The following is a 21,534-nucleotide window of genomic DNA, read 5'->3' on the forward strand; positions in this document are numbered from 1 at the left end:
ACAGCCCCATGCGATCCTTAATAACGGAGTGCCGTCTTTCGGAGCTTTCTACGATCTCAGACAGGTCTGGTCAGAAGAGAGTATGAAACGCTTGGCGCAGGCTCGTCACACTCTAGAACCGGCACGGCGCGTGTCCTGAGTGATCTCACAAAACTCACGCAACGGCACAGGACTTATCCCCGAGTGAAGCCATGGCATCTCGGCCTGCGGCCGGGCTGAGATCAAAACCTGTATGTTGCTCCGAAGACAGGTCCTGACTGGTCGAACTCAAAGTCGTTCCCGTTGATCTCGTGCTCGAATGCGATATAGCGATAACCGCCGCGCAGCACCCATTTTTCATTGATGGCATAGTCGGCCGTTGCCAATATCTGCCATGTTTCGCTTCCGCTTCTGAACCCGCCGTAATCCACAAATCCTGTCGCGGCCCATTTGTCCGACAGCGTGTAGCGCAGGCGCGCAGCGATGAGGGGATCAATCCAGTTGTCATCGGCGCTGAAAGAGACACTCGGTGCGGCCCCTGCGGTCAGTGTCAGGTCCGTCTCTGTCCGGAACCATCGGAAGCCCCCGGCTGCGTCAATTTTGACCTTGTCGCTCTCATATACCTGATATGCGAGATAGCCGCTGAAGAACTGTGTTCTGTCTGAAGTCTCAAGACCCGAAAAAGCGGGCCCCGGTGTGCTGTTGCTGAAAGACAGATCCGTAAAGTTATAGTCTCCGAGAATGCTCCACTGGCCATTGGATACCGAAAACGCGCCAAAAAAAGCGACATCCAGATTGCTCAGGGCGTCTGAGAAGCTCAGACTCCCTTCCAGAGTTCCCTGAGGTGTTTGCAGAGAGATGTCGGTTTCCGGCGTGAACAGATAGATTGTAGCCTCAGCGGTCCAATCGTTCGCTTGTGCAACAGCGGATGTTGCTAAAAATGCGGTGGAACTCAGGCAAAGTGTTTTGATTGCCGATTTGATAGCCATGATGTCCCTCTTATAGTTTTATTTGGCCAAAGTCGCGGATAAGTCACGTGCGGCCAGTGCGTCTTTCGGATCGCGTTTCTGCCATGCTGCGGAGAAACCGGGTGGATGTAAAATCATTTTTTCGCATGAGGTCTGCATATGGCGCGAAATGACAAATGTGGCGGAATATCATAAAGCATCGCCACCTGCATGAGCGTTGTAATCTATTCAGGGACGGTTGCACAGACCGTGACGAATTCCCCCGGAATGGCGTAGCCACCTGTTTGGTCTCGGAAGCAAGCGACCGAGTTCAGGAATTTGCGCCTGACATCGGCCATCGTCACATCGTCAAAGCGTTTGACGGCCATCGCAACAGGTCCACCCAACATCATCGCACGGCTCAGGTCCACAGCATTGACGAAGTCCAAAGTTTCCGTTTGGCGAATTTCGTGGATATCCGTCAGGCCAGCGGCTTTGAAATCCATCTGCAGTGCCCCAGGAGCCCCCGAAGCGAAAAACATGGGACACACTTCCGATGCAACCCGCGCGTCTACAATCGGGAAAATCTCGGCCCAGCGGCAATTCTTGCGTTCTCCCCAGATCGTCGCAGCCACTTTCCCGCCGGGGCGAACAGCGCGTGCCATTTCGGTCAGGGCTTTTCGGGGGTCAGGCATATACATCAGCCCCAACGCGCAGATGGCCGTATCAAAGCTGTTATCCTCGACAGGCAGGTCTTCTGCTCCCATTCTGGCAACCGACACGTTCGGGATGTTTTGTGCCTCGCAGTGCTGTGTGACCTGACGCGTCATCTCTTCAGAAAGGTCCGTCGCAAAAACACGACCGGTCCGGCCCACCGCACGGGCAGCGCGGAGTGTGACCATCCCGGTCCCGCACGCGGTTTCCAGAACGGCCTGACCGGGTTGCAGATCGGCCATCCGAAGCAGCGTATCCTGCGCCGGTCGCAATTGATCCGACCAGTCATGGTGATAATATGCGGCCGCCGCGTCCCAGCCATAGCGCTGAATTCGAAGCTGTAGTTTGGCGTCCATCCCTTAACCCTCCTGCGCGATCTGCACATCAACCTGAACGGAATGCGGATCTTGCAATGCGATCAGCCACGGGTCATTTCCAAGCCCTTCAGCGACAATTTCGCCAAGTTCCGCTTTGGTCGCGGTGCTGGTCAGCATGATCCTGAGTTGTATGTTTTCCGGGCCAGCCGAAACGCCGTCCATTCCGAACATGCCGCGATTGTCCCAATCCATAGTCAGGTCCACAGCTATGTCGGATACCGGGACACCGTTCCGCTCTGCCGCGATGCGCAGGCCCATGACGATGCATGCGCTTAGACAGGCGCGGCCAAATACACCGGGTGTGGGCGCTTGACCCGTTCCACCCATAATGGCCGGCATGTCACATGCCAGCACTGAATCGCCTTCACAACAGGTTGTCAGAAAGCCGGTTTCCGAGGTCGCGCGTGTTTGTGTGCTTTGCCGCGCAGCTTTTGGCCTTTGGACAAAGGCACGCCGGTTGCGCTCAAGCGCGGTTGTGATGACGGATGAAGCTGCCATGTCAGGTTCCCCTATGGATGCAGTTCATCTTCCGGCGTCCTTGAATTTCCGGCCAGAGTACAAAATGGAGTGAACCCGGTACAGAAAATGGACTGGATCGGTGGAGTGCGCCTGAATAAACTGAGCGCTCGGGAGGCGCGTTATGCCAAAGCAAAACAACATGCTTTTCTGTCCGATCAACATGGCCTGCGAGGTTCTGCAGCCGCGATGGACCATCCACATCCTGACAGAACTGCGCTGGGGCTCGACGCGGTTCAATGATATCCGGCGGGGCATCCCCGGCATTTCTCCGACGCTGCTGGCCAAAAGGTTGAAAACCCTTCAATCGCAGGGTCTGGTTCGACGGGTGGAGAATCCTGCCAACGGGGCCATCGACTATATCCGTACAAATGCGGCGGTTGAGCTTGACCCCATCATTACCGAGTTGGGCAAATGGGCCTATCGCAATACCTCGGTTCAGGATCACAGCTGCAAGACGCAGCCGTCAGCTTTCGTGTGGAACCTGCGATTGAGCATTGACAGCGGGGCAATGCCGAACCGGCGGGTGGTGATGAAACTGACCTTCCCGGAACAGGCGGCGGATCAGCGCGACTTCTGGATCATGTGCCGCCCCGGCTTTGACGTTGATGTGTGTTTCCTTGATCCGGGCTTCGATGTGGACTTGTTCATCACAGCAGAGTTCGACGCGCTGGTTTCGGCGTATTTTGGGTATTCCACGCTGATGCACCAAATCTCGGCAGAGCGCATAACCCTGCTTGGGAGCACGGCGCTGACCAACACGATCAATCAGTGGCTCATCCTCAGCTCCTATGCAAGTGATCAGGAAGCCGGTCGTCTTGTAGGTGCATCCTGATGCATCATATCCCGGGCTGTCGCGTCCCCAACCGTCTTCACAATTTCAGAAGATGCGGCAAAGCTGGCAATTGTGATTTGCTTTGAAACCCACCCAAAATAATTCTGGGCAAGAGGCGCGCACAAGAATGCCCGCTTTCAAAACAATCACCAAGGGAGTTAAGAGTTTGCAACTTCGCAAAATGTTACGACTTAAGGCCGTGGCGGTTACAGCGCTTCTTGCGCTTTCCGCTGCTGCAACGGCCCAGGACGCTAAGCCCAATTTTCTGATTATCTGGGGCGATGATGTTGGATGGAACAACACGTCGGCCTACAACCGCGGCATGATGGGCTTTAGAACGCCCAATATCGACCGGATTGCCAACGAGGGCGCGATGTTCACGGATTGGTATGGTCAGCAAAGCTGTACCGCCGGGCGCGCCGCCTTCATTACAGGTCAAAGCCCGTTTCGCACTGGTCTGTTGAAAGTTGGTTTGCCTGGGGCACCAGAAGGGTTGTCCGAACTGGATCCGACGATTGCAGGCCTGTTGAAAGAGCAGGGGTACATGACGGCGCAGTACGGCAAGAACCATCTGGGTGATCTGGACCACCATCTTCCGACCAATCACGGATTCGATGAGTTCTTTGGCAATCTCTATCATCTGAACGCCGAGGAAGAACCCGAACATCCCGACTATCCCAAGGATGCTGCGTTCCGCGAACAGTTCGGTCCCCGTGGTGTTCTGCGCACGTCATCCGATGGTCAAATCGAAGATACAGGACCTTTGACGCGCAAGCGTATGGAAACGGTCGACGAAGAGTTTCTTGTTGGTGCGATCGATTTCATGGAGCGCGCAGTCGCGGCGGACAAGCCGTTCTTCCTGTGGTTCGCCGCGACCCGTATGCATGTGAACACGCATCTGAAACCTGAATCCCAGGGGGTAACAGGCCTTGGCGTCTACGCTGACGGCATGGTCGAACATGACGGCCACGTCGGTCAGTTGCTGGATAAAGTCGATGAGCTGGGTATCGCGGACAATACCGTTATCATGTACTCGTCCGATAACGGAGCTGAGGTCTTCAGTTGGCCGGATGGCGGAACAACTCCATTCCGTAACGAGAAGAACTCGAACTGGGAGGGTGGTTACCGTGTGCCGACGATGATCAAGTGGCCCGGCGTCATTGAACCCGGGACTGTCTTCAACGATGTCATGTCGCATGAGGATATGCTGCCAACCATTCTTGCCGGTGCAGGCGAGCCGCAGATCAAAGAGAAGCTGACCGAGGGCTATTCGGCTATTGGCCGCGACTACAAAGTCCATTTGGATGGCTACAACATGTTGCCCTACTTCTCGGGTGAAGTCGACGAAGGCCCCCGCAAAGAGTTCTTTTATTGGACCGATGACGGTGATCTGGCAAACCTGCGTTATGGTCGCTGGAAGATGGTCTTCCTCGAGCAGCGCGGCGAAGGCTTTGATGTCTGGCAGGAGCCGTTCTTTGAACTGCGTCTTCCCAAACTGTTCGACTTGCTTGGTGACCCGTTCGAACGTGCAGATCACGAATCCGCAAACTACGACATGTGGCGCTTTGACAGAGCGTTCCTGATCCTGCCTGCGGTTGCTTATGTCTCGCGCCATCTTGAGACGTATACCGAATTCCCGCCACGGCAGGAGCCAGGTAGCTTCAATCTGGGTGACGTGTTGCAGAAGCTGCGCGAAAACACGAGCTCGAATTGACGCGGTCCTGTTATCGTATCTAAGCTAAAAGAAAAATTCACCGGCATCTTCGGATGTCGGTGAAGAATGTAACAGCTTGATTTGGAAGAATACGGTGACGGATGCACGAACGGCGGTAGAAGACCTGATGTCCCTTATGGGTGAATCGATTATCGGGCAAAGGGATGTGATCGAAAGACTGGTGATTGGTCTGCTGGCGAACGGCAATCTGTTGATCGAAGGGATGCCGGGCCTGGCAAAGACGCGGGCCGTCAAGTCACTGGCCAAGAATCTGGAAAGTGATTTCAGCCGTATTCAGTTTACCCCTGACCTGCTGCCATCCGACGTCACCGGCACCGAGGTTTACTATCAGACCAGCGAAGGATCTGAATTCAGGTTTGAGCCCGGGCCGATTTTTGCCAATATTGTTTTGGCTGATGAAATAAACCGTGCACCGGCCAAGGTGCAGGCCGCGTTGCTGGAAGCAATGGAAGAACGGCAGGTTACCGTTGCTGGTACAACCCACAAGATGCCCCCGTTATTTATGGTGATGGCAACCCAGAACCCGGTCGAGCAAGAAGGAACATACCCTCTGCCCGAGGCGCAGATGGACCGATTTCTGATGCATGTTCTCGTGGACTATCCGCCGCCGGAAGACGAAGTTCAGGTGATCCGCCTTGTGCGCAACGAAGAGGCCGGGGTGACGCAGTCCAAGCCCGCGGCAAAGGCTGCCAAACAAACGATGACGCAGGACATGGTCTTTGCAGCGCGCAGCGAGATTTCCGATATCCACGTTTCAGACGCGATGGAACGCTACATGGTCGATCTGGTTGCCGCGACCCGCACACCGACTGACTATGGTGACAGTCTGTCGCGCTGGATCGAACTGGGGGCAAGCCCGCGCGCCTCTCTGGCGCTTGACAAATGTGGACGTACCCATGCCTGGCTGAAAGGCCGCGATTACGTGGACCCTCAGGATATACGCGCCGTGGCGGCCAATGTATTTCGCCACCGATTGGGTCTGAGCTATGAAGCTCAGGGCGAGGGGGTAACGCCAGATCAGGTTATTGAGGAACTGCTGGCGCAGGTAGCCCTGACATGATGGCGCGTGATGATTGACCGGGCCGCACGCATCAGAGCTGGACTCGCTCCCAAACAGGTGACGCCCTCGGAAAAGGACACGCGGGTGTCGGTCGATCTGGCGCATCTGCGCGGGCTTCAGGGGCAGGCACGGTCCCTCAACTTCTTGCCGCGCCAGCCATCGAACAGTGTGCTGAATGGTCGCCATGCCTCTCTCATGCGGGGCCGCGGGCTCGCGTTTGAAGAGCTGCGTGGATACTTGCCGGCGGATGACGTTCGCTCGATCGACTGGAAGGTGACGGCGCGCATGGGGAAACCTTATGTGCGTGTGTTTACCGAAGAAAGGGATCGCCCGGCCTTGATCGTGGTTGATCAGCGGATGTCGATGTTCTTCGGCTCCTCCCTGAACATGAAATCCGTCACGGCCGCCGAATGTGCGGCATTGGCGGCCTTTCGCATACTCGACCAAGGGGATCGGGTCGGCGGGATCGTATTCGGAGACGAGATCATTGCGGAAATCCGGCCTCAGCGCAGCCAGTCTGCCCTGAACCGGTTCCTGCAGGCCATAGCATCGGCAAACGCCTTGCTGCGCGCGGATGCCCCGGATGTTACGCCTGTTGGCTTGAATCGCGTACTCGCTTCGGTCAATCGGATCGCCCCGCGTGACCACCTGATCATCGTTTTGTCGGACTTCGATATTGTCGATGACACGACCCGTAAACTGGTCCGGGGGCTGGCACGCCACAATGATCTTGTTCTGGGATTGGTAACGGATCCGATTGCCGACGAACTTCCCCGGGGCTTGAAGTTGACCATTTCAAACGGAGAGTTGCAGGCCGAAATCGATACGGGTGAAAAGACTGTGCATCGCAATCTTGCCGAGATGGCGCGCGGTAGAATTGCCGGTGTTCTGGATTGGAGCCGCACCTTGGGCGTGCCTGTTCTACCGTTGTCGTCCGCGCAAGACAGCCTACAACAAATGCGCCGATTGATGGGCATTTCAGTCAGATGAACGAAACTGCCGATATCGCACCTGTAACGCTGCTCGATTTGATCGAGCAACTCGTCCCGCCTCAAGAACCGCCTGCTGTGTCGATGGTGCCCCAGACATGGGGTTGGGGTGTTTTGACGGTCGTGGTTTTGGGGTTGGCGATCTATTTTTTCCTGCGGTGGCGCGCGCACTATCGGGCCAACGCCTACCGTCGCGACGCCCTGGCCGCGCTTGATGCTGCGCAATCCGACCCGGCGACCGTCGCCGAAATTCTCAGGCGGTGTGCGTTGGCGGCATTCCCGCGTAAAGACGTCGCCGGCCTCAGCGGGCAGGAATGGCTTGGGTTTCTCGACCATACCGGGGGAAACACCGCTTTCACCGAAGGGCGTGGAAAGGCTTTGTCATACGCACCTTATACAAATGTGCCGCCCAGAGATGCCGATTTGCTGGAAGCCGCAAGAAACTGGGTTCGAAACCACAAGCGGGAGGGCTAAGGTGATCGGGTTGGGTTTCCCCTATGCATTGCTTGTATTGCCCCTTCCGTGGTTCATCTGGCGGTACCTTCCAGCGCGTAAGGAAAAGGTGTCGGCGCTTCGGTTTCCATTCTTTCGAATGATCGTCGCCGCAGCAGAAACCACACCTGCGGTCGGAGCCGTGGTTTTGCGCAGAACCCGGTTACAGATGACCTCGGCCATCGCCATCTGGATCCTACTTGTGCTGGCATTGGCGCGGCCCGAACATCTGGGCGCGCCGATCGAAATCACCCGGTCTGCCAGGGATGTTGTCCTGGCTCTGGATATCTCGGGCTCGATGGACACTGTGGATTTCGAAATGCCGGATGGAACCCGCGCGCAAAGACTGGCAGCCGTGAAACAGGTTGTTCAGGATTTCGTTGTCCAACGCGACGGCGACAGGATTGCGCTGATCGTTTTTGGAACCCGCGCATTTCTTCAGGCCCCTTTGACCGAAGATCTGGAAACGATCAGCGAATTGGTTGGCCAGACCGAAGTTGGAATGGCCGGGCCGAACACCGTCATTGGCGATGCCATCGGGCTGGGGATCAGAACCTTCGAGATCAGCGAGGTGGAACAGCGCCTTATGATCCTGCTGTCTGACGGCGGTGACACAGGCAGTCGTATGAGCCCGCTCAACGCATCCGAAATTGCCCGCGAGCGGGGTGTTGAGATCCATACTATCGCCGTGGGGGACCCCAACGCGTCAGGCGAAAACCGCGTTGATGCGCAGGCTTTGTCGGATATCGCGGTGCGAACGGGGGGCAGCGCGTTTTTTGCATCGGATACCGAAGCGTTGACGGCCGTTTACGACCGTATCGACGAATTGGCACCCCGACTGGTCGATCAGATTTCCTACCGCCCCCGAACACAACTTGCGTCCTACCTGTTGGGATTGGCGTCCTTGCTGGGTGTGCTGACCCTGGCGTGGCTGACAGTCCGACGCGGCAAGCGGAGCATGGTGTGATGGCGCAGGTCGCGACAGAACTCGCCCTATTTGTCGAAGCTTTTCACTTTATTCGACCGCTGTTGTTGATATTGCTCTTGCCGTTGGCCGTCCTGTGGTGGCTGAACCGTCGCGCTTTTACGCGAACGGACCCGGTTTCGGACGAAATAGCACCCCACCTTCGGCAGGCGCTGACGGTGGGGGCGACGGCGCGCAGAAGACACTTGCCGATCGATCACACCGTGCTGCTTTTGATGCTGATGATCACGGGCGCGGCAGGCCCGACCTGGACGCGACAGGTGGATCCGTTTCTGGCGCAAACGGGGCCTCTTGTCATCGCGCTGGAAGTCACGCCATCGATGACCACAACAGACCTGTCACCCGACCGCCTGGAGCGTGCGAAGTTCAAAATCCGGGACTTGTTGGACCTCCGGGCCGGTGGTCGGACGGCGCTGGTTGCGTATTCGGGCACGGCGCACCGCGTCTTGCCGTTCACCGAGGATCCGCAAGTCATGCTGCCCTATCTCGAGGGGTTGGCACCGGAAGTCATGCCGAAAGATGGCACCGATACCAAAGCGGCATTGGAGTTGTCGCTTGATCTGCTGGCCTCGGAACAATCGGGAGGTGTCTTGTTTGTTACTGATGGCGTAAGTCCGGCAGAGGCAGATCAGCTCAATACCACCGAGCGCGCTGCGGTTGCCGTACTGGCAATGTTGCCCGCAGCGATCGGTGACCGAGGTCTGGATGCACTCAGCCTACCCGTCGTTCGGACAACACCGGATGCATCGGATATCACCCGTTTGGACCGAATTTTGAATACGGATTACCGCCGGGCCACATTGCAAAATAGTAAGCAGCCTTGGGAAGATCGCGGTTGGTGGCTGGCTTTTCCTGCCGTTTTTCTGGCGCTCATCTGGTTCCGAAAGGGTTGGACGATGCGGTGGTCTGCGCGGGCACTGGCCTTTCTGGTCACCGTATATCTGCCCGCGCAGGTGCGCGCAGATGGTGTGGTGGACTGGTTTCTGACGCCCGATCAACAAGGATACCGCGCCTTTCAGAACAATCAGTTTCCAAAGGCGGCGGACGCGTTTTCTGACCCGCTTTGGAAAGGACACGCACAGTATCGTGCGGGCCGGTATGAAGATGCCGTCAATACCTTGCAGCAGCTCGACACGCCCGAGGCCTCTTTCACGCAAGGGTTGGCCCATATCAAGAACCGCCAATACCGGGACGGCGTGCGCGCATTTGAGACGACGCTTGAGCGGGATCCGAACTTTCCCGGTGCTGCGCAAAACCTTCAAACCGCGAAAGAGATTGTGGCCTATGTCGAAGACGCAAGAGAAGCCTCAGACACGGGTGAAGACACCGGAATAGGGGCGGATGATGTTGTTTTCGATAACGAAGACGCGCGTGGAACGGACACGCAAACCGACCAGCAACCAAAAGGAGAAGCCGCAATCCTGAGCACCGAGCAATGGATGAATACCGTCGACACAAGCACCGGCGATTTCCTGCGCCTGCGGTTCCAGTTCGAGGTGAACACCAATTGATACGTGCACTGATCATATGTCTTCTTGTTCTGACGATTGGCCAGCAAGCTGCGGCGCAGACCACCATTGAACCTCAGGTGACTGTTGCGCTGGACTCTGAACAGGTCATACCGGGACAGGCCACCGACCTTCGGATCACGGTTCTGGTGCCGACATGGATGACCAAACCGGTTCTGTTTCCCAGTTTCGAGGCCCCGAACCTAAGCGTTCGGCTTCCCGAGAGAGCCACCAACCCCATTAGTGCGTCAGTGGAGGGAGAAACATGGTCCGGCGTCAGCCGCCGATATCGGATCATGCCCATGGTGCCCGGTCGATTTGAGATACCCGCGCAGGATTTGATCGTAACTTGGGCCGATCCCGAAACAAACACCCCTCGTGAAGACCGTATTGGCATCGACCCGGTCGTGATATCGGGCGTGCTGCCGGAAGGTGCCGAAGGGCTGGCCCCTTTTATCGGTGCCACCAGTTTGACGCTGACCCAAGACGTTTCGAGGGGACAGGAACCACTTGAGCCGGGCGACAGTGTTACGCGGACGGTTACCGTCACGGTCGAAGGGACATCACCTATGTTCCTGCCGTCACTGATTCCCACGCCGCCGATCGAAGGAATCGCCACCTATCCGTCCGAGCCCGTTCTGACGGAAACCGCAACGCGAGGATCTTTGAGCGGAACGCGCGTTGAACAGGTCACGTATCTCGCCCAGACCGGAGGGAACGGCCAAGCGGACCCCATCACCGTGGAATGGTTCAATCTGGACTCTGGAAAAGTAGAAACCGCGTCGGTGGACGCAATTCCGCTGGTCGTGGATGCGCCCGTCAAACGCGAGGTCTCTGAGACGACCGCGCGGCTGTTCATTTTGACCGCTGCGGTGGTTTTGGCGTTTCTTTCCGCCCTCTTGATTTTCCGAAAACGGCTTTTGTCATTCTGGGCAAACAGCAGGGCGGAACGTCATGCCCGTATACTGGCCTCTGAAGCCTATGCAAGAACGGCCGTGTCCAAAGCAATAAGCGTCAGGGATTATGATGCCGTTATCAAAGCCATGGACGTTTGGCGTGAACGGTTGCAGGGTGACGATCCGCAGCAAGATACCGCAATCCGCACCGCTTTGGACCGCATTGGGGCCGAGCTGTTCGGCCCGTCGAAAATTGACACCAACGCCGCGTCCTGGCCCCAGTTGGAGGCCGCGCTTCGACACTATCGTCGCAAGGCACCTCGTGCAGGTACTGTGCGCGCACTTCCACCACTCAATCCCGCAAGCTATTCCGGCAGGAGAATTTGATGATCCGTTTCCCTTGGCTTCCAACATTTGTCGGGCTTTGTCTTGCGACATCCGGTATGGCCCAACAGCAGCCCGAACAGGAAGCTGAGCCATACTATGTCGGCTCGCAGCAATGCACGGAGTGCCATCAGGACGTTTCAGACGCCTGGAGCGGGTCGCATCACGCGTTGGCCTGGACTGAACCCTCGCCCGAAACGGTTCTTGCAGATTTCAACGGGACAGAGTTCGAACATGACGGTGTCCGATACTCCTTTTCCTATGATGGCGAATTTTATCGTGTTCGTCTGCTTGAGGCAGATGGAACGACGAAAGACTACACCGTTCATTCTGTTGCGGGGGTCGCACCCTTGCAGCAATACCTGATCGAAACCGAACCCGGACGCCTGCAAAGCTTTGATGTGGTCTGGGATGTATCCCGAGAGCAATGGTATCATCTTTATCCCGATCAGGTCTTGCCCCCGGATGACGGGCTGCATTGGACTGGGCCCTACAAGAACTGGAACGGTCGGTGCGCCGAATGCCACGCGACAGGGTTCGAAAAGCAGTTTGATGAACGCCTTCAACTCTACCAATCCACTCAGATCGAAATCGGGGTGGGATGCGAAGCGTGCCATGGGCCGGCGTCGCGCCACTTGGAATGGGCAGAAAGTTCTGCACGTTCTTTGACAACGCCCCCGGCAGGGTATGGCTTTGCGCTCGATTTTGCCGCGGCGGGCACCGAAGCAACAATCCAGCAATGCGCAACATGTCACGCGCGCCGGGAACCCTTGGGTGACGGGAACCCGGTTCCCGGAACAAATTTCCACGACGCCTACACGCTATCTCTCTTGCGACCGGGTCTTTACCATGCGGACGGTCAGATACTTGACGAGGTCTACGTCTACGGCTCGTTCCTGCAATCCAAGATGTACAGCAAAGGTGTGGGTTGCCTTGATTGCCACGATGCCCATAGCGCCGGTTTGAAAGGCGAGGGAAACACGGTTTGTACGCAGTGCCATTCGCCCGCGGGAAATCCGGATTTTCCAAGCTTACCGCTGAAAGTGTACGATGATCCGTCTCATCACTTTCATAGCGAAGGGTCTGAAGGTGCCCAATGCAAAAGCTGTCATATGATCGAGCGCAACTTCATGGTCATAGACGGGCGTCGGGATCACAGTTTCCGTATCCCCAGACCCGATCTGGCAGCAGAGACCGGTGCCCCCAACGCCTGCACCGATTGTCACGCTGACCAATCAGCGGAGTGGGCGGCAGCGGAAATCGCGAAACACCATCCAGACGCTGCATCGAGACCTCACTTCGGAGAGGTTCTTGCTGCAGGGCGTATCAACCCGTCGATTGCACTGGACGATTTGCAATCGCTGGCGATAGACGAAGACCAACCTGATCTTATCCGCGCAACGGCTTTATGGTTGTTGTCCCAGGGTGCCGATGAACAGGCGGCAGAAACCCTGGCCCCGTTATTGGAAGACGACAGCCCATTGGTGCGCTCTGCCGCGATAACGGTGCAAAGGGCCGCGCCGCCGCAAACGCAGTTACAGCGCCTGATTGGCCTGCTGGATGACCCGAGGAAGATGGTTCGGATCGAGGCCGCAAAGTCCATGTTAACAGCCCCGATCGCACGGCTTCCTCAGCGAATCGAGGCTCAGATGCAGCTTGCGATGTCTGAATGGCGGCAATCATTGCAGTCCAGGATTGATTTCCCTGAAACCCACATGGTTTTGGGTGGCATGGCCCTGAGCTTGCGAAACTTCCCAGCCGCCCAGAGCGCATTTAGCGAGGTTGTGCGCATGGACCCACAGCGAGAGGAAGCCTGGGTTATGTTGGCCCGCATCACCGCGGCGAGTGAGGGTCGCGACGCCACCTTGCAGGTACTTGATGATGCACTTGAGAAGCTGCCAGAAAGCCCGGCCTTGAACGAATTACGCGATGCCGTCCGGTCACAATGAGAAAACGCAGAAGGAAGACCATGAAACAAAATGTCCTATCCACCGTTTTGGCCTGCGCAACACTCGCCGTCTCGGCACTCGCGGTCGGGGCAGAAGAAAGGCCCAGGCTCATCCTTCAGATAACCGTGGACCAGTTGCGCGGAGATCTGATCCTGCGCCATCAGGATCAGTTCGGTGAAGGTGGCTTCCGCTATCTGATGGAACAAGGCACATTTTATCGAAACGCACATCATACCCATGCGAATACGGAAACCATTGTCGGCCATACAACGCTGGCAACGGGTGCAAACCCGGCCGCGCATGGCATGGTTGGTAACCTTTGGTACGACCGTGCCGCTGGACGCACGGTCTATAACATCGAGGACCCCGATTATTCGATTCTGACAAGCGGTGCGGATGTCGATGACGCGACCGAAATTGACCCCACACAACGCGCCGCAAACAGCGACGGCCGCTCGCCGCGCGCGATCCTGACCTCGACCTTTGGCGATGAATTGATCATCAGCACGGCGGGGCAGAGCAAGGTGTTCGGCGTCTCGATCAAAGACCGGGGAGCGGTTGCAATGGCAGGGCACGGAGGCAAAGCCTTTTGGTTTTCCAAGGCCGTTGGCCAGTTTGTAACCAGCAGCTACTATTACGACGCCTATCCGAATTGGGTCGAGGATTGGAATGCAAAGCAATTGCCGCAGAGTTTTAGCGGTGACACTTGGCAATTGCTGCAGCCCGCCGAAACCTATTTATTTGGCGCGAAGGATGATCAGGAATGGGAACCTGATTTTGCAGGTTTTGGACGTATATTTCCGCATCCGCTGGGAACCGTGGACGACAAGTTCTTTACAACACTTCTGACGCTCAGCCCGTTCGGAGATCACATCACGGCCGACTTCGCCAAAACGGTTATTGACGCTGAAAATCTTGGGGATGACGCGGTTACCGATTATCTCAGCGTCAGCTTTTCCGTGGCCGACTATGTCGGGCATTTCTTCGGGCCGTCCAGCTTGGAATACGAGGACAACCTGCTGCATCTGGATCGCACTCTGGCCGACCTTTTTGCCTATGTCGACGAAGAGGTAGGGCTTGAAAACACTCTGATCGTGCTGTCATCCGATCACGGTGCACCCGAGGCCCCCGGTTATCTTGCATCGCTTGGAATACCCGGCGGGAACGTGTCGCCTGACGAATGGGACACCGCACCAGCCCTGGCGCGTATCCGCGATCGCTTTGGTATAACGGGCGATTTGTTCGAAGGATACGACCATCCCTATCTGACCCTTTCAGAGGCAGTCCGTAACAACCAGGATATTGACCAGTCCGAGTTGGAAACCGCCATTTCGCGTGAACTGGTGGCATTTGAAGGGGTCGCCTACGCCGTGCCGACATCCCGCTTGCGTGACGCATCCCTGCCGCAGAATGCGCTGACACAAGCCATCCTCAATAACTACAACCCGGATCGTTCTGGCGATATCCACGTCGTTTTCCAACCCGAGTGGTTCATAAACGATATGGATGGGCTCTCTGTAACTGTGACCCATGGATCGCCATGGCGATATGACACTTATGTTCCCATAATATTTGCCGGGTTCAACATCGGGGCCAAGACCGTAACTCGACCTGTGCAGACAATAGATGTTGCGCTTACACTGTCACAAATTGCCGAAACCCGCCCCCCTTCGGGTGCGACGGGGGACGTGTTGCATGAGGTCATTGACCATTAAGCCCTTAGCCAGATGAGGCAAACTGGCCATGTTCAGCGGCGTTTTTGCCGAGGCATGACCGGGTTTGGCCCGGCTCTGTTCCAATTGGCAGTCCGGGCCACAAATCCGAGGTGTTTTTCCCTTAACTTGGCCAATTCAAACAAACTTTTGGCAGAGACTCAAAAGGGTGCAGTCCTTTCCACTCCAATATTGAGTAGCGGTACCAGTTGCCGGCGCAAGAGTGGAGGAGCAATCATGAGACCCGAAGCAGTCAGTGCAGTCGAAATCATCAGCATGCATTTGAACAGACACTACGAAGCCGATCAGCGCGCGGATGCGATGGTCGAGATGCTTTTGGACAACGCGATATCCAGTTCTGATTTCTGGCCGTTGTTGAATGGGTTATGGGGGGGATTTCAAAAGATAGACCACACGATGTTCGTTCATGCCATGGATGTTAAAAACCGGAAATCTTGCTGGACGCCCACAACTGAATGGCAACTTCTGCCCAGGGAAATTTCGGTGTATCGCGGACAAAGCCTCGGGAAAGAAGTCGGATTGTCGTGGACAACCAGTTTTCAAGCAGCCTGGGACTATGCACTGGGAAACAGCAGGCAGGCGATCAAAGCGCCGATCATCCTTGCCACCAAAGTCGACAAGAAAGCTGTCGCAATGGTTATCGAGGACGGTGAGCCGAGTGATTTGGTGTTGTGGAAGGCCCCGAGGATTTCTGATTGCGTGATAAAGCAGGTTTCACCCTTAGCGCACTGATGACTGACGCAGCCTGCGCGGCCCAGATTCGCGGGCCCCGCAGACATGCCAGTGCTTTTTTAAATCGAACTAAAGGGTCTTGGTCAAGATGTGATCACAACGCAAAGGAACTTGAAACAGGTCATCCTGATACACGTCTCATGAAAAGCCTCAAGCCGCTTTCGGCATGTAGATCTGCAAGGTCCTTTAGATGCGCGATTTCCGGCGCTCGCCGGAGGGGCGAAGCGTAACCGCGCCAGTGGCCCTGTCGGATGTCTTCCCGACCCTTCTGGACCTCGCCGGGGTTGACCTGCCTGCCGCGCAAGACCGATTCCCGTCCCTGCTGAGCGACCTTGACCCGCAACGGCGGATTTTCGGCCTCAGCCCCGCGGTGCGATGCTGGTGGGGTCGGGGTTCAAATTCTGCCGCCGGGTCAGCGGTGAGGCAGAGGCCTATGACCTGGCATCCGACCCCGGCGAACAGCATGATCTTTTGTCGGCGCCGCATTCCGATCCCCGAGTGGCGGAGTATGACGTGGAATTAACGCGGTTCATGACAGAGGCTCTGTCGCAGGGACACAACGACAAATCCGTGGTTGAGGCCATCTCCGCGGACGAGCACAGCTATGGTCAGCGGAACTGGACAAGGCCCAATCCGGCACGTGTTTCCCGAGAGGGAATCCGAAACGTCTGATGACCGTGCCTGACGGGCTGACCCCGTGTTCCTAGCGCTGAGATCCGGACAAACCGGATGCCGTTCCGGAAAAGGTCGCTATAGTGCCGGCACCTCAGGCAGACCACAGGCCCATCGTGCGCGATTCAGATATCCATCCGGCCCCGATTGACCCAGAGCTTCTGGCGCAACAGTTCATCCTGCCGGTCGAGGGCCCGCTGACCCGGTCGGACGTGCGGCAATTCGAATTGCTGTTCGACCTGATCCCCGACATCTATTTCTACATCAAAGGCACGACCGGCCGGTGGGTCACCTGCAACATTGCCAGTCTGCGCCTGTTGTCTCTGACCAAACGGCATGAAATCTTCGGCGCGCGGGAAGAGAGCTTTTTTCCGCCTTTGATCGCAGAGGCCATCAAACAGGATGATTTGAATGTCATTCGGAATAAGGTCCGGATCATCAACAAGTTCGAACTGATCGCCGATGAGCGTGGGCAACTCATCTGGGTGGTGACGAACAAGCTGCCCATTCTGAACATGTCCGGTGCGGCGCTGGGTCTGGCTGGCGTGACGCGTATCTTGCCGGAAAGCGGTGCGCTGCCCGGTCCGCTGGAGCGGTTTCGCGAGGTCGTCGCCCATATCGAGAACAATATCGCCCAACCCGTCCGGGTCCCGGATCTGGCCGCGATGGCGGGGATGTCGGAAAGCCACTTTCGTCGCCGGTTCAAATCGGCCTTTGGTATCTCGGCGCAAGAGTTCATATTGCGCACCCGCCTGCTGGCTGCGTCGCGCATGATTGCCAACAGCGCCGAACCGTTCTCGGTCATTTCGCTGCGGTGCGGGTTCTCGGATCAAAGCTATTTCACCCGCCAGTTTGCCCGGTTCTTTGGGCAATCCCCCAAGAAATACCGGCTGAGATGGCGCAGTACCTAAGTCAAAATGATCGAATAGTTCAAAAATACGACGAAGTTCGTGCAAGATATCGAGCGCTGAACGTGAAAGACTTTTCCCAGTTGATGGTCTGAACGGCCACAAAACATGGGAGGAGGCATTCAGGTTGTTGGCCTGAATGAAGAAGAATATTGTATTTAATCAACAAGATAGAATTCGAGTCCTATGGCTCGGATAGATCTCGGGTGACTGTGGTTCTGGTGCATGGGCTTGGGGCCTCGGCACAGCAGTTTGACGGGTTTGTTGATCTCGCCTCTTCAGGGGTAAGGCTGATTTGTGTTAACTTGCCAGGGCACGACGGCAATTTCTGCGATCCCCAATCCGACGACATTGGGTTTTCCGCTTTCCGCGATCTTCTGATCGGGTTCTGCGACGAACTTGGTATCCGGAATGCAGTGTTCTGCGGGATTTCCATGGGGTCTGCCCTGTCCTTGATGGTCGCCGCGCGGCGCCCAGACCTATGCCGCTATGTGATGGCTGTTCGGCCCGCGTGGCTGACGGAAAGCAGCCCGGCGAATCTGCGACTGATCGGACAGATCGGCGAGCTGTTCCGCGACTTCGACAGTGCAGTGGTGCAGGCAAAGATCGAGGCCGACGCCAATTATTGCGACATGATGCAGGATGTGCCGCAAGCCGCGCAGTCGGTGTTGTCGGCCATCACGCGCCCAAATGCGAAACGGCACGCGCCGGTTCTGGCTGCGATGGTTGCAGACGCCCCATTCCGCCGTCTGGCAGAGCTGCGCGAGATCCGCTGCCCGGTCTGTGTTGTCGGTACGAACGCCGATGCGCTGCACCCGGTTGAGCTGGCGCATCAGACGGCCAATGCGCTGCCGAATGCGCGCCTTGAAATTCTGCCCCCCCGGTATCTGGAGCCAGAGGCCCATGCACGTGCCCTGAAGCAATTGATGCGGGATGTGGTCGCCCTGTCTGACGGAGAGCAAGATGATTACAAAGCGAGTTGACCCGCAGGATTTTCTGACCCGGATGCGTCAGAAGGTGCAAAACCGTGATCCGATCATGATCGCCAGCGCCGGTAGCGGGCTGGTCGCGAAACTGCTGGAAGAGCAGGGGGTCGATATCATCAACACCTTCTCGGGTGCGCGGCTGCGGGCCAACGGGATGGGCACGATGTCGATGATGTGGCCCATACTGGACAGCAACGCGCAGACGCTGAACTACACCCGTGAAGACATCATGCCCGCGCTTTCGGGCAAGGCGATGATCTGCGCCTGCCTCAACGCCAATGATCCCCTGCGCGACATGCGCATGGTGCTTGAGGACTGCCAGCGCATGGGGGCCAACGCGGTCTCGAATATCGGGCCGTCGGTGTCCTATGTGGATGAGGGCAGCGAGATCAAGAAGGTCCTGACCAGCGCCGGGATCACCCTGGACAATGAGATCGAGATGCTGCGTCTGGCCAAAGAGATGGGCATGGTGGCGGTCGGCCTGGCCTTTACGCCCGAAGATTCCGAGCGGATCGTGGCCGAGGCGCAGCCGCATATCTTCTGCTACCACGCGGGCACCACCAAGGGCGGGCGCACCGGGTATGACAACGGCTCGACCATTGCCGAGACCGCGCGCGACACCGAGGCCGTGTATCAGCGCGCGCTTGAGACCGCGCCCGACACCATTCTGGTCGGCCATGGGGCCGCGATGGAAACCCCCGAAGACGCGCAGTTCATGCTGAACAACACCAGCGGCCACGGTTTCTGGACCGGGTCCTCGACCGAGCGGCTGCCGATTGAGCGTGCGGTGACGCAGGCGGCCTCGGATTTTCGCAAGCTTTCATTTCAGTAAACGACAGGTGTGAACATGACCCCCAGCGTTGCCATTCTGGCTACAGCCGACACCAAAGGACAGGAAATTGCGTTTCTGCGGGACCAGATCGCCGCTCAGGGCGTCACGGCCCAGGTGTTCGATTTCGGCGTGATGGGTGACCCGCAGATCGCGGTCGATGTCAGCGCCGATCAGATCGCGCGGGCCGGTGGCTCGGATCTGGCCACCCTGCGGCAGGACGGCAAACGCGAGGCGGCCAGCGCCACCATGTCGGCGGGCATGACCAAACTGCTGCTGGACCGTCTGGCACAGGGTCAGCTGCAGGGTGTGATCGGGCTGGGTGGAACGCAGGGGACCGCTGCCATTGCAACCGTGATGCAGGCGCTGCCCTATGGGGTGCCCAAGGTGATGTTCTCGACCATGGCGTCGGGCGATACGTCCGGCTATGTGGGCATTCGCGACGTGACCATGATGTTCTCGGTCAGCGATATTCTGGGGCTCAACCCGTTTTCCCGCGCCATGCTGACCAATGCCGCCGGAGCTATCGCCGGAATGGCCAAGGCGGGGGCCGATCTGAACTTTCAATCTGACCGTCCGGTGATCGGCATGACCAATCTGGGTGTGCTGACGCAAGGCACCATGCGCGCCATCGAGCTGCTGAACGGCAGGGGGTACGAGGTGATCGTGTTCCACGCGGTCGGCTCGGGCGGGGCCGCGATGGAGGCGATGATGCGCGAGGGCGTGATCTCGGCCGTGTTCGATTACGGGCTGGGTGAGCTGGCCGATCAGATGTTCGGCGGCATCCGCGCCTGTGACGACACGCGCCTGACTGTGGCAGCGGAACTGGGCCTGCCGCAGGTGATCGTGCCGGGCGGGATCGATCATCTGGGCATTCTGCTGGATGAGCCCAACACCGTGCCGGATCAATATGCCGACCGGCCTTATGCCTTCCACAACCCGGTGATCTTCGTGCCGCGCACCACCGCCGAGGAAGGCCAACAGATGATGACCGAGCTTGGCCGCCGGGCAGCAAAGGCAAAGCACACCAGCTTTTTGCTGCCGATGAAGGGGGGCAGTGCCTATTCGGTCGAGGGCGGGCCGCTGCAGGACAAAGAGGCCGACAAGGCCCTGTTTGCGGCGGCCCATGACGCCCTGTCCGGGATCGGCCCGGTGATCGAGATCGACTCCGCCGCCGAGGACGCGGCCTTTATCGAACGCGCCGTGGCCGAGTTGATCGCCAATATCGAGGCGGCGGGCAAATGACCCTGTCGCTGAGCAATATCCACAAACGCTATGGCGGGTTGCACGCGCTGAAAGGTGTGCATCTGAACGTGCCCGAGGGCGCGTTCTATGCGCTGCTGGGGCCGTCCTCGGCGGGTAAGACCACCGCGTTGCGGGTGATTTGCGGGTTGGAAACGCCGGATGAGGGGACCGTGACCCTGTTTGGCCAGCGCGCCAATGATGCGCCCATTCAGGGGCGCGGGCTGGCGATGATCTTTCAAAGCTTCGCGCTTTATCCGCATCTGAATGTACGCGAAAACCTGGCCTATCCCTTGCGCCGCAGCGGATTGCCCTCGGGCGAGATCGACAAAAAGATCGGGCGCGTGGCCGAGACGTTGAATATCCAGCACCGGCTGGGCAACCGCACCGATCAGCTTTCGGGCGGCGAACAACAGCGCGTCGCCATTGGCCGCGCTCTGATCCGCGAGCCGCAGGTTCTGTTGCTGGATGAGCCGCTGACCAATCTGGACGCCAAACTGCGCGACGCGATGCGGGTCGAATTCAAGCGCCTGCATCGCGAGTTGGGCATTACCATGCTCTATGCCACCCCCGATCAGCTGGAGGCCACGACCATGGCTGACCAGATCGCGGTGATCGACGAGGGGCGGATCATCGCAACCGGCACGCCACAGGACCTGTATCACGCGCCGCCGGATGCGCGGGTGGCGCAGTTGGTGGGCTCGCCGCCGGTCAATATTGTGCCCATCCGTGCGCGTTCGAACGCGGGCACATGGCTGGGCTTTGCGCAGCTTTCGATCGCGGCCCCTGATGGCACGGTCTGCGCTATTCGCCCACATGACCTGACCGTCGCCGCGGATGAGGCCGATTTCGAAGGCGCGGTGGTGCTGACCGAAGCCTTGGGCGATGTCAGCGTCGTCACGGTTCAGGTCGGTGACGCCCAGCTGCGCACCGTTCTTTACGGCGCAGACGCGGCGCGGGTTCGGATCGGTGATCAACTACCGCTCAAGATCAATCACGCCATGTACCTGCCCGCAGCGGAGGGCGCGCAGGTCTGACGACGCAACTGAACAAACAACGGAGGAGA

General features: G+C 57.8%; 19 protein-coding genes. 16 read left to right on the top strand and 3 right to left on the bottom strand.

Going from position 1 to position 21,534, the window contains the following annotated elements:
- Window positions 1-221 precede the first annotated feature (221 nt).
- From ACR0K4_RS21845 to ACR0K4_RS21855, 3 genes are all read right to left on the bottom strand, one after another.
- Complete coding sequence (locus tag ACR0K4_RS21845; RefSeq protein ID WP_480855768.1) at window positions 222-968, bottom strand: outer membrane protein; 747 nt, start codon at window positions 966-968, stop codon at window positions 222-224.
- Between the two features lie 203 nt (window positions 969-1,171).
- On the bottom strand, window positions 1,172-1,996 hold the full coding sequence (locus ACR0K4_RS21850) for a class I SAM-dependent methyltransferase (RefSeq protein WP_480855769.1): 825 nt from the start codon (window positions 1,994-1,996) through the stop codon (window positions 1,172-1,174).
- A gap of 3 nt (window positions 1,997-1,999) precedes the next feature.
- On the bottom strand, window positions 2,000-2,515 hold the full coding sequence (locus ACR0K4_RS21855) for an OsmC family protein (protein ID WP_480520982.1): 516 nt from the start codon (window positions 2,513-2,515) through the stop codon (window positions 2,000-2,002).
- Window positions 2,516-2,657: 142 nt separating this feature from the next.
- On the opposite strand from ACR0K4_RS21855, the gene ACR0K4_RS21860 reads away from it, so the two are divergent.
- The 16 genes from ACR0K4_RS21860 (at window position 2,658) to ACR0K4_RS21935 (ending at window position 21,505) form a co-directional block, all read left to right on the top strand.
- Window positions 2,658-3,368 (top strand): winged helix-turn-helix transcriptional regulator, encoded by a 711-nt coding sequence (locus ACR0K4_RS21860; protein ID WP_480855770.1) that lies wholly within the window; start codon window positions 2,658-2,660, stop codon window positions 3,366-3,368.
- 181 nt (window positions 3,369-3,549) lie between these two features.
- The gene (locus ACR0K4_RS21865) at window positions 3,550-5,082 is read left to right on the top strand and encodes an arylsulfatase (protein WP_480520979.1); all 1,533 of its coding nucleotides are present in this window, start codon (window positions 3,550-3,552) and stop codon (window positions 5,080-5,082) included.
- A 127-nt stretch (window positions 5,083-5,209) separates the two neighbouring features.
- Window positions 5,210-6,163 (top strand): AAA family ATPase, encoded by a 954-nt coding sequence (locus tag ACR0K4_RS21870; RefSeq protein ID WP_480520994.1) that lies wholly within the window; start codon window positions 5,210-5,212, stop codon window positions 6,161-6,163.
- Window positions 6,164-6,172: 9 nt separating this feature from the next.
- Complete coding sequence (locus ACR0K4_RS21875; RefSeq protein WP_480855771.1) at window positions 6,173-7,153, top strand: DUF58 domain-containing protein; 981 nt, start codon at window positions 6,173-6,175, stop codon at window positions 7,151-7,153.
- Window positions 7,150-7,626 carry a DUF4381 domain-containing protein gene (locus ACR0K4_RS21880; RefSeq protein WP_480520975.1) on the top strand — a complete coding sequence of 159 codons (477 nt, stop codon included), beginning with the start codon at window positions 7,150-7,152 and terminating at the stop codon, window positions 7,624-7,626. Before ACR0K4_RS21875 ends, ACR0K4_RS21880 begins: the two co-directional genes overlap by 4 nt.
- A gap of 1 nt (window position 7,627) precedes the next feature.
- Window positions 7,628-8,611, top strand: a complete 984-nt coding sequence (locus ACR0K4_RS21885) for a vWA domain-containing protein (RefSeq protein ID WP_480855772.1) — start codon at window positions 7,628-7,630, stop codon at window positions 8,609-8,611.
- Window positions 8,572-10,140, top strand: coding sequence for a vWA domain-containing protein (locus ACR0K4_RS21890; RefSeq protein ID WP_480855773.1), 1,569 nt, complete (start codon window positions 8,572-8,574; stop codon window positions 10,138-10,140). The genes ACR0K4_RS21885 and ACR0K4_RS21890 overlap by 40 nt, the downstream gene beginning before the upstream one ends.
- Window positions 10,137-11,420 (top strand): hypothetical protein, encoded by a 1,284-nt coding sequence (locus ACR0K4_RS21895; RefSeq protein ID WP_480855774.1) that lies wholly within the window; start codon window positions 10,137-10,139, stop codon window positions 11,418-11,420. The genes ACR0K4_RS21890 and ACR0K4_RS21895 overlap by 4 nt, the downstream gene beginning before the upstream one ends.
- Window positions 11,420-13,366, top strand: a complete 1,947-nt coding sequence (locus tag ACR0K4_RS21900) for a multiheme c-type cytochrome (protein WP_480855775.1) — start codon at window positions 11,420-11,422, stop codon at window positions 13,364-13,366. The genes ACR0K4_RS21895 and ACR0K4_RS21900 overlap by 1 nt, the downstream gene beginning before the upstream one ends.
- A 20-nt stretch (window positions 13,367-13,386) precedes the next feature.
- On the top strand, window positions 13,387-15,081 hold the full coding sequence (locus ACR0K4_RS21905) for an alkaline phosphatase family protein (protein ID WP_480855776.1): 1,695 nt from the start codon (window positions 13,387-13,389) through the stop codon (window positions 15,079-15,081).
- Window positions 15,082-15,315: 234 nt separating this feature from the next.
- Window positions 15,316-15,831, top strand: coding sequence for a hypothetical protein (locus tag ACR0K4_RS21910; protein WP_480855777.1), 516 nt, complete (start codon window positions 15,316-15,318; stop codon window positions 15,829-15,831).
- A gap of 788 nt (window positions 15,832-16,619) precedes the next feature.
- Entirely contained in the window at window positions 16,620-17,414 is a 795-nt protein-coding gene (locus ACR0K4_RS21915; protein WP_480855778.1) for a helix-turn-helix domain-containing protein, read from the top strand.
- A 149-nt stretch (window positions 17,415-17,563) separates the two neighbouring features.
- Window positions 17,564-18,394, top strand: a complete 831-nt coding sequence (locus tag ACR0K4_RS21920) for an alpha/beta fold hydrolase (RefSeq protein ID WP_480855779.1) — start codon at window positions 17,564-17,566, stop codon at window positions 18,392-18,394.
- Window positions 18,375-19,229 carry a phosphoenolpyruvate hydrolase family protein gene (locus tag ACR0K4_RS21925; protein WP_480855780.1) on the top strand — a complete coding sequence of 285 codons (855 nt, stop codon included), beginning with the start codon at window positions 18,375-18,377 and terminating at the stop codon, window positions 19,227-19,229. The genes ACR0K4_RS21920 and ACR0K4_RS21925 overlap by 20 nt, the downstream gene beginning before the upstream one ends.
- 15 nt (window positions 19,230-19,244) lie before the next feature.
- Window positions 19,245-20,471: a Tm-1-like ATP-binding domain-containing protein gene (locus ACR0K4_RS21930; protein WP_480855781.1), complete on the top strand. Its 1,227-nt coding sequence runs from the start codon at window positions 19,245-19,247 to the stop codon at window positions 20,469-20,471.
- Window positions 20,468-21,505, top strand: a complete 1,038-nt coding sequence (locus tag ACR0K4_RS21935; RefSeq protein ID WP_480855782.1) for an ABC transporter ATP-binding protein — start codon at window positions 20,468-20,470, stop codon at window positions 21,503-21,505. The genes ACR0K4_RS21930 and ACR0K4_RS21935 overlap by 4 nt, the downstream gene beginning before the upstream one ends.
- Window positions 21,506-21,534: the final 29 nt, after the last annotated feature.

The sequence above is a fragment of the Ruegeria sp. K11 genome (genome assembly GCF_056531905.1).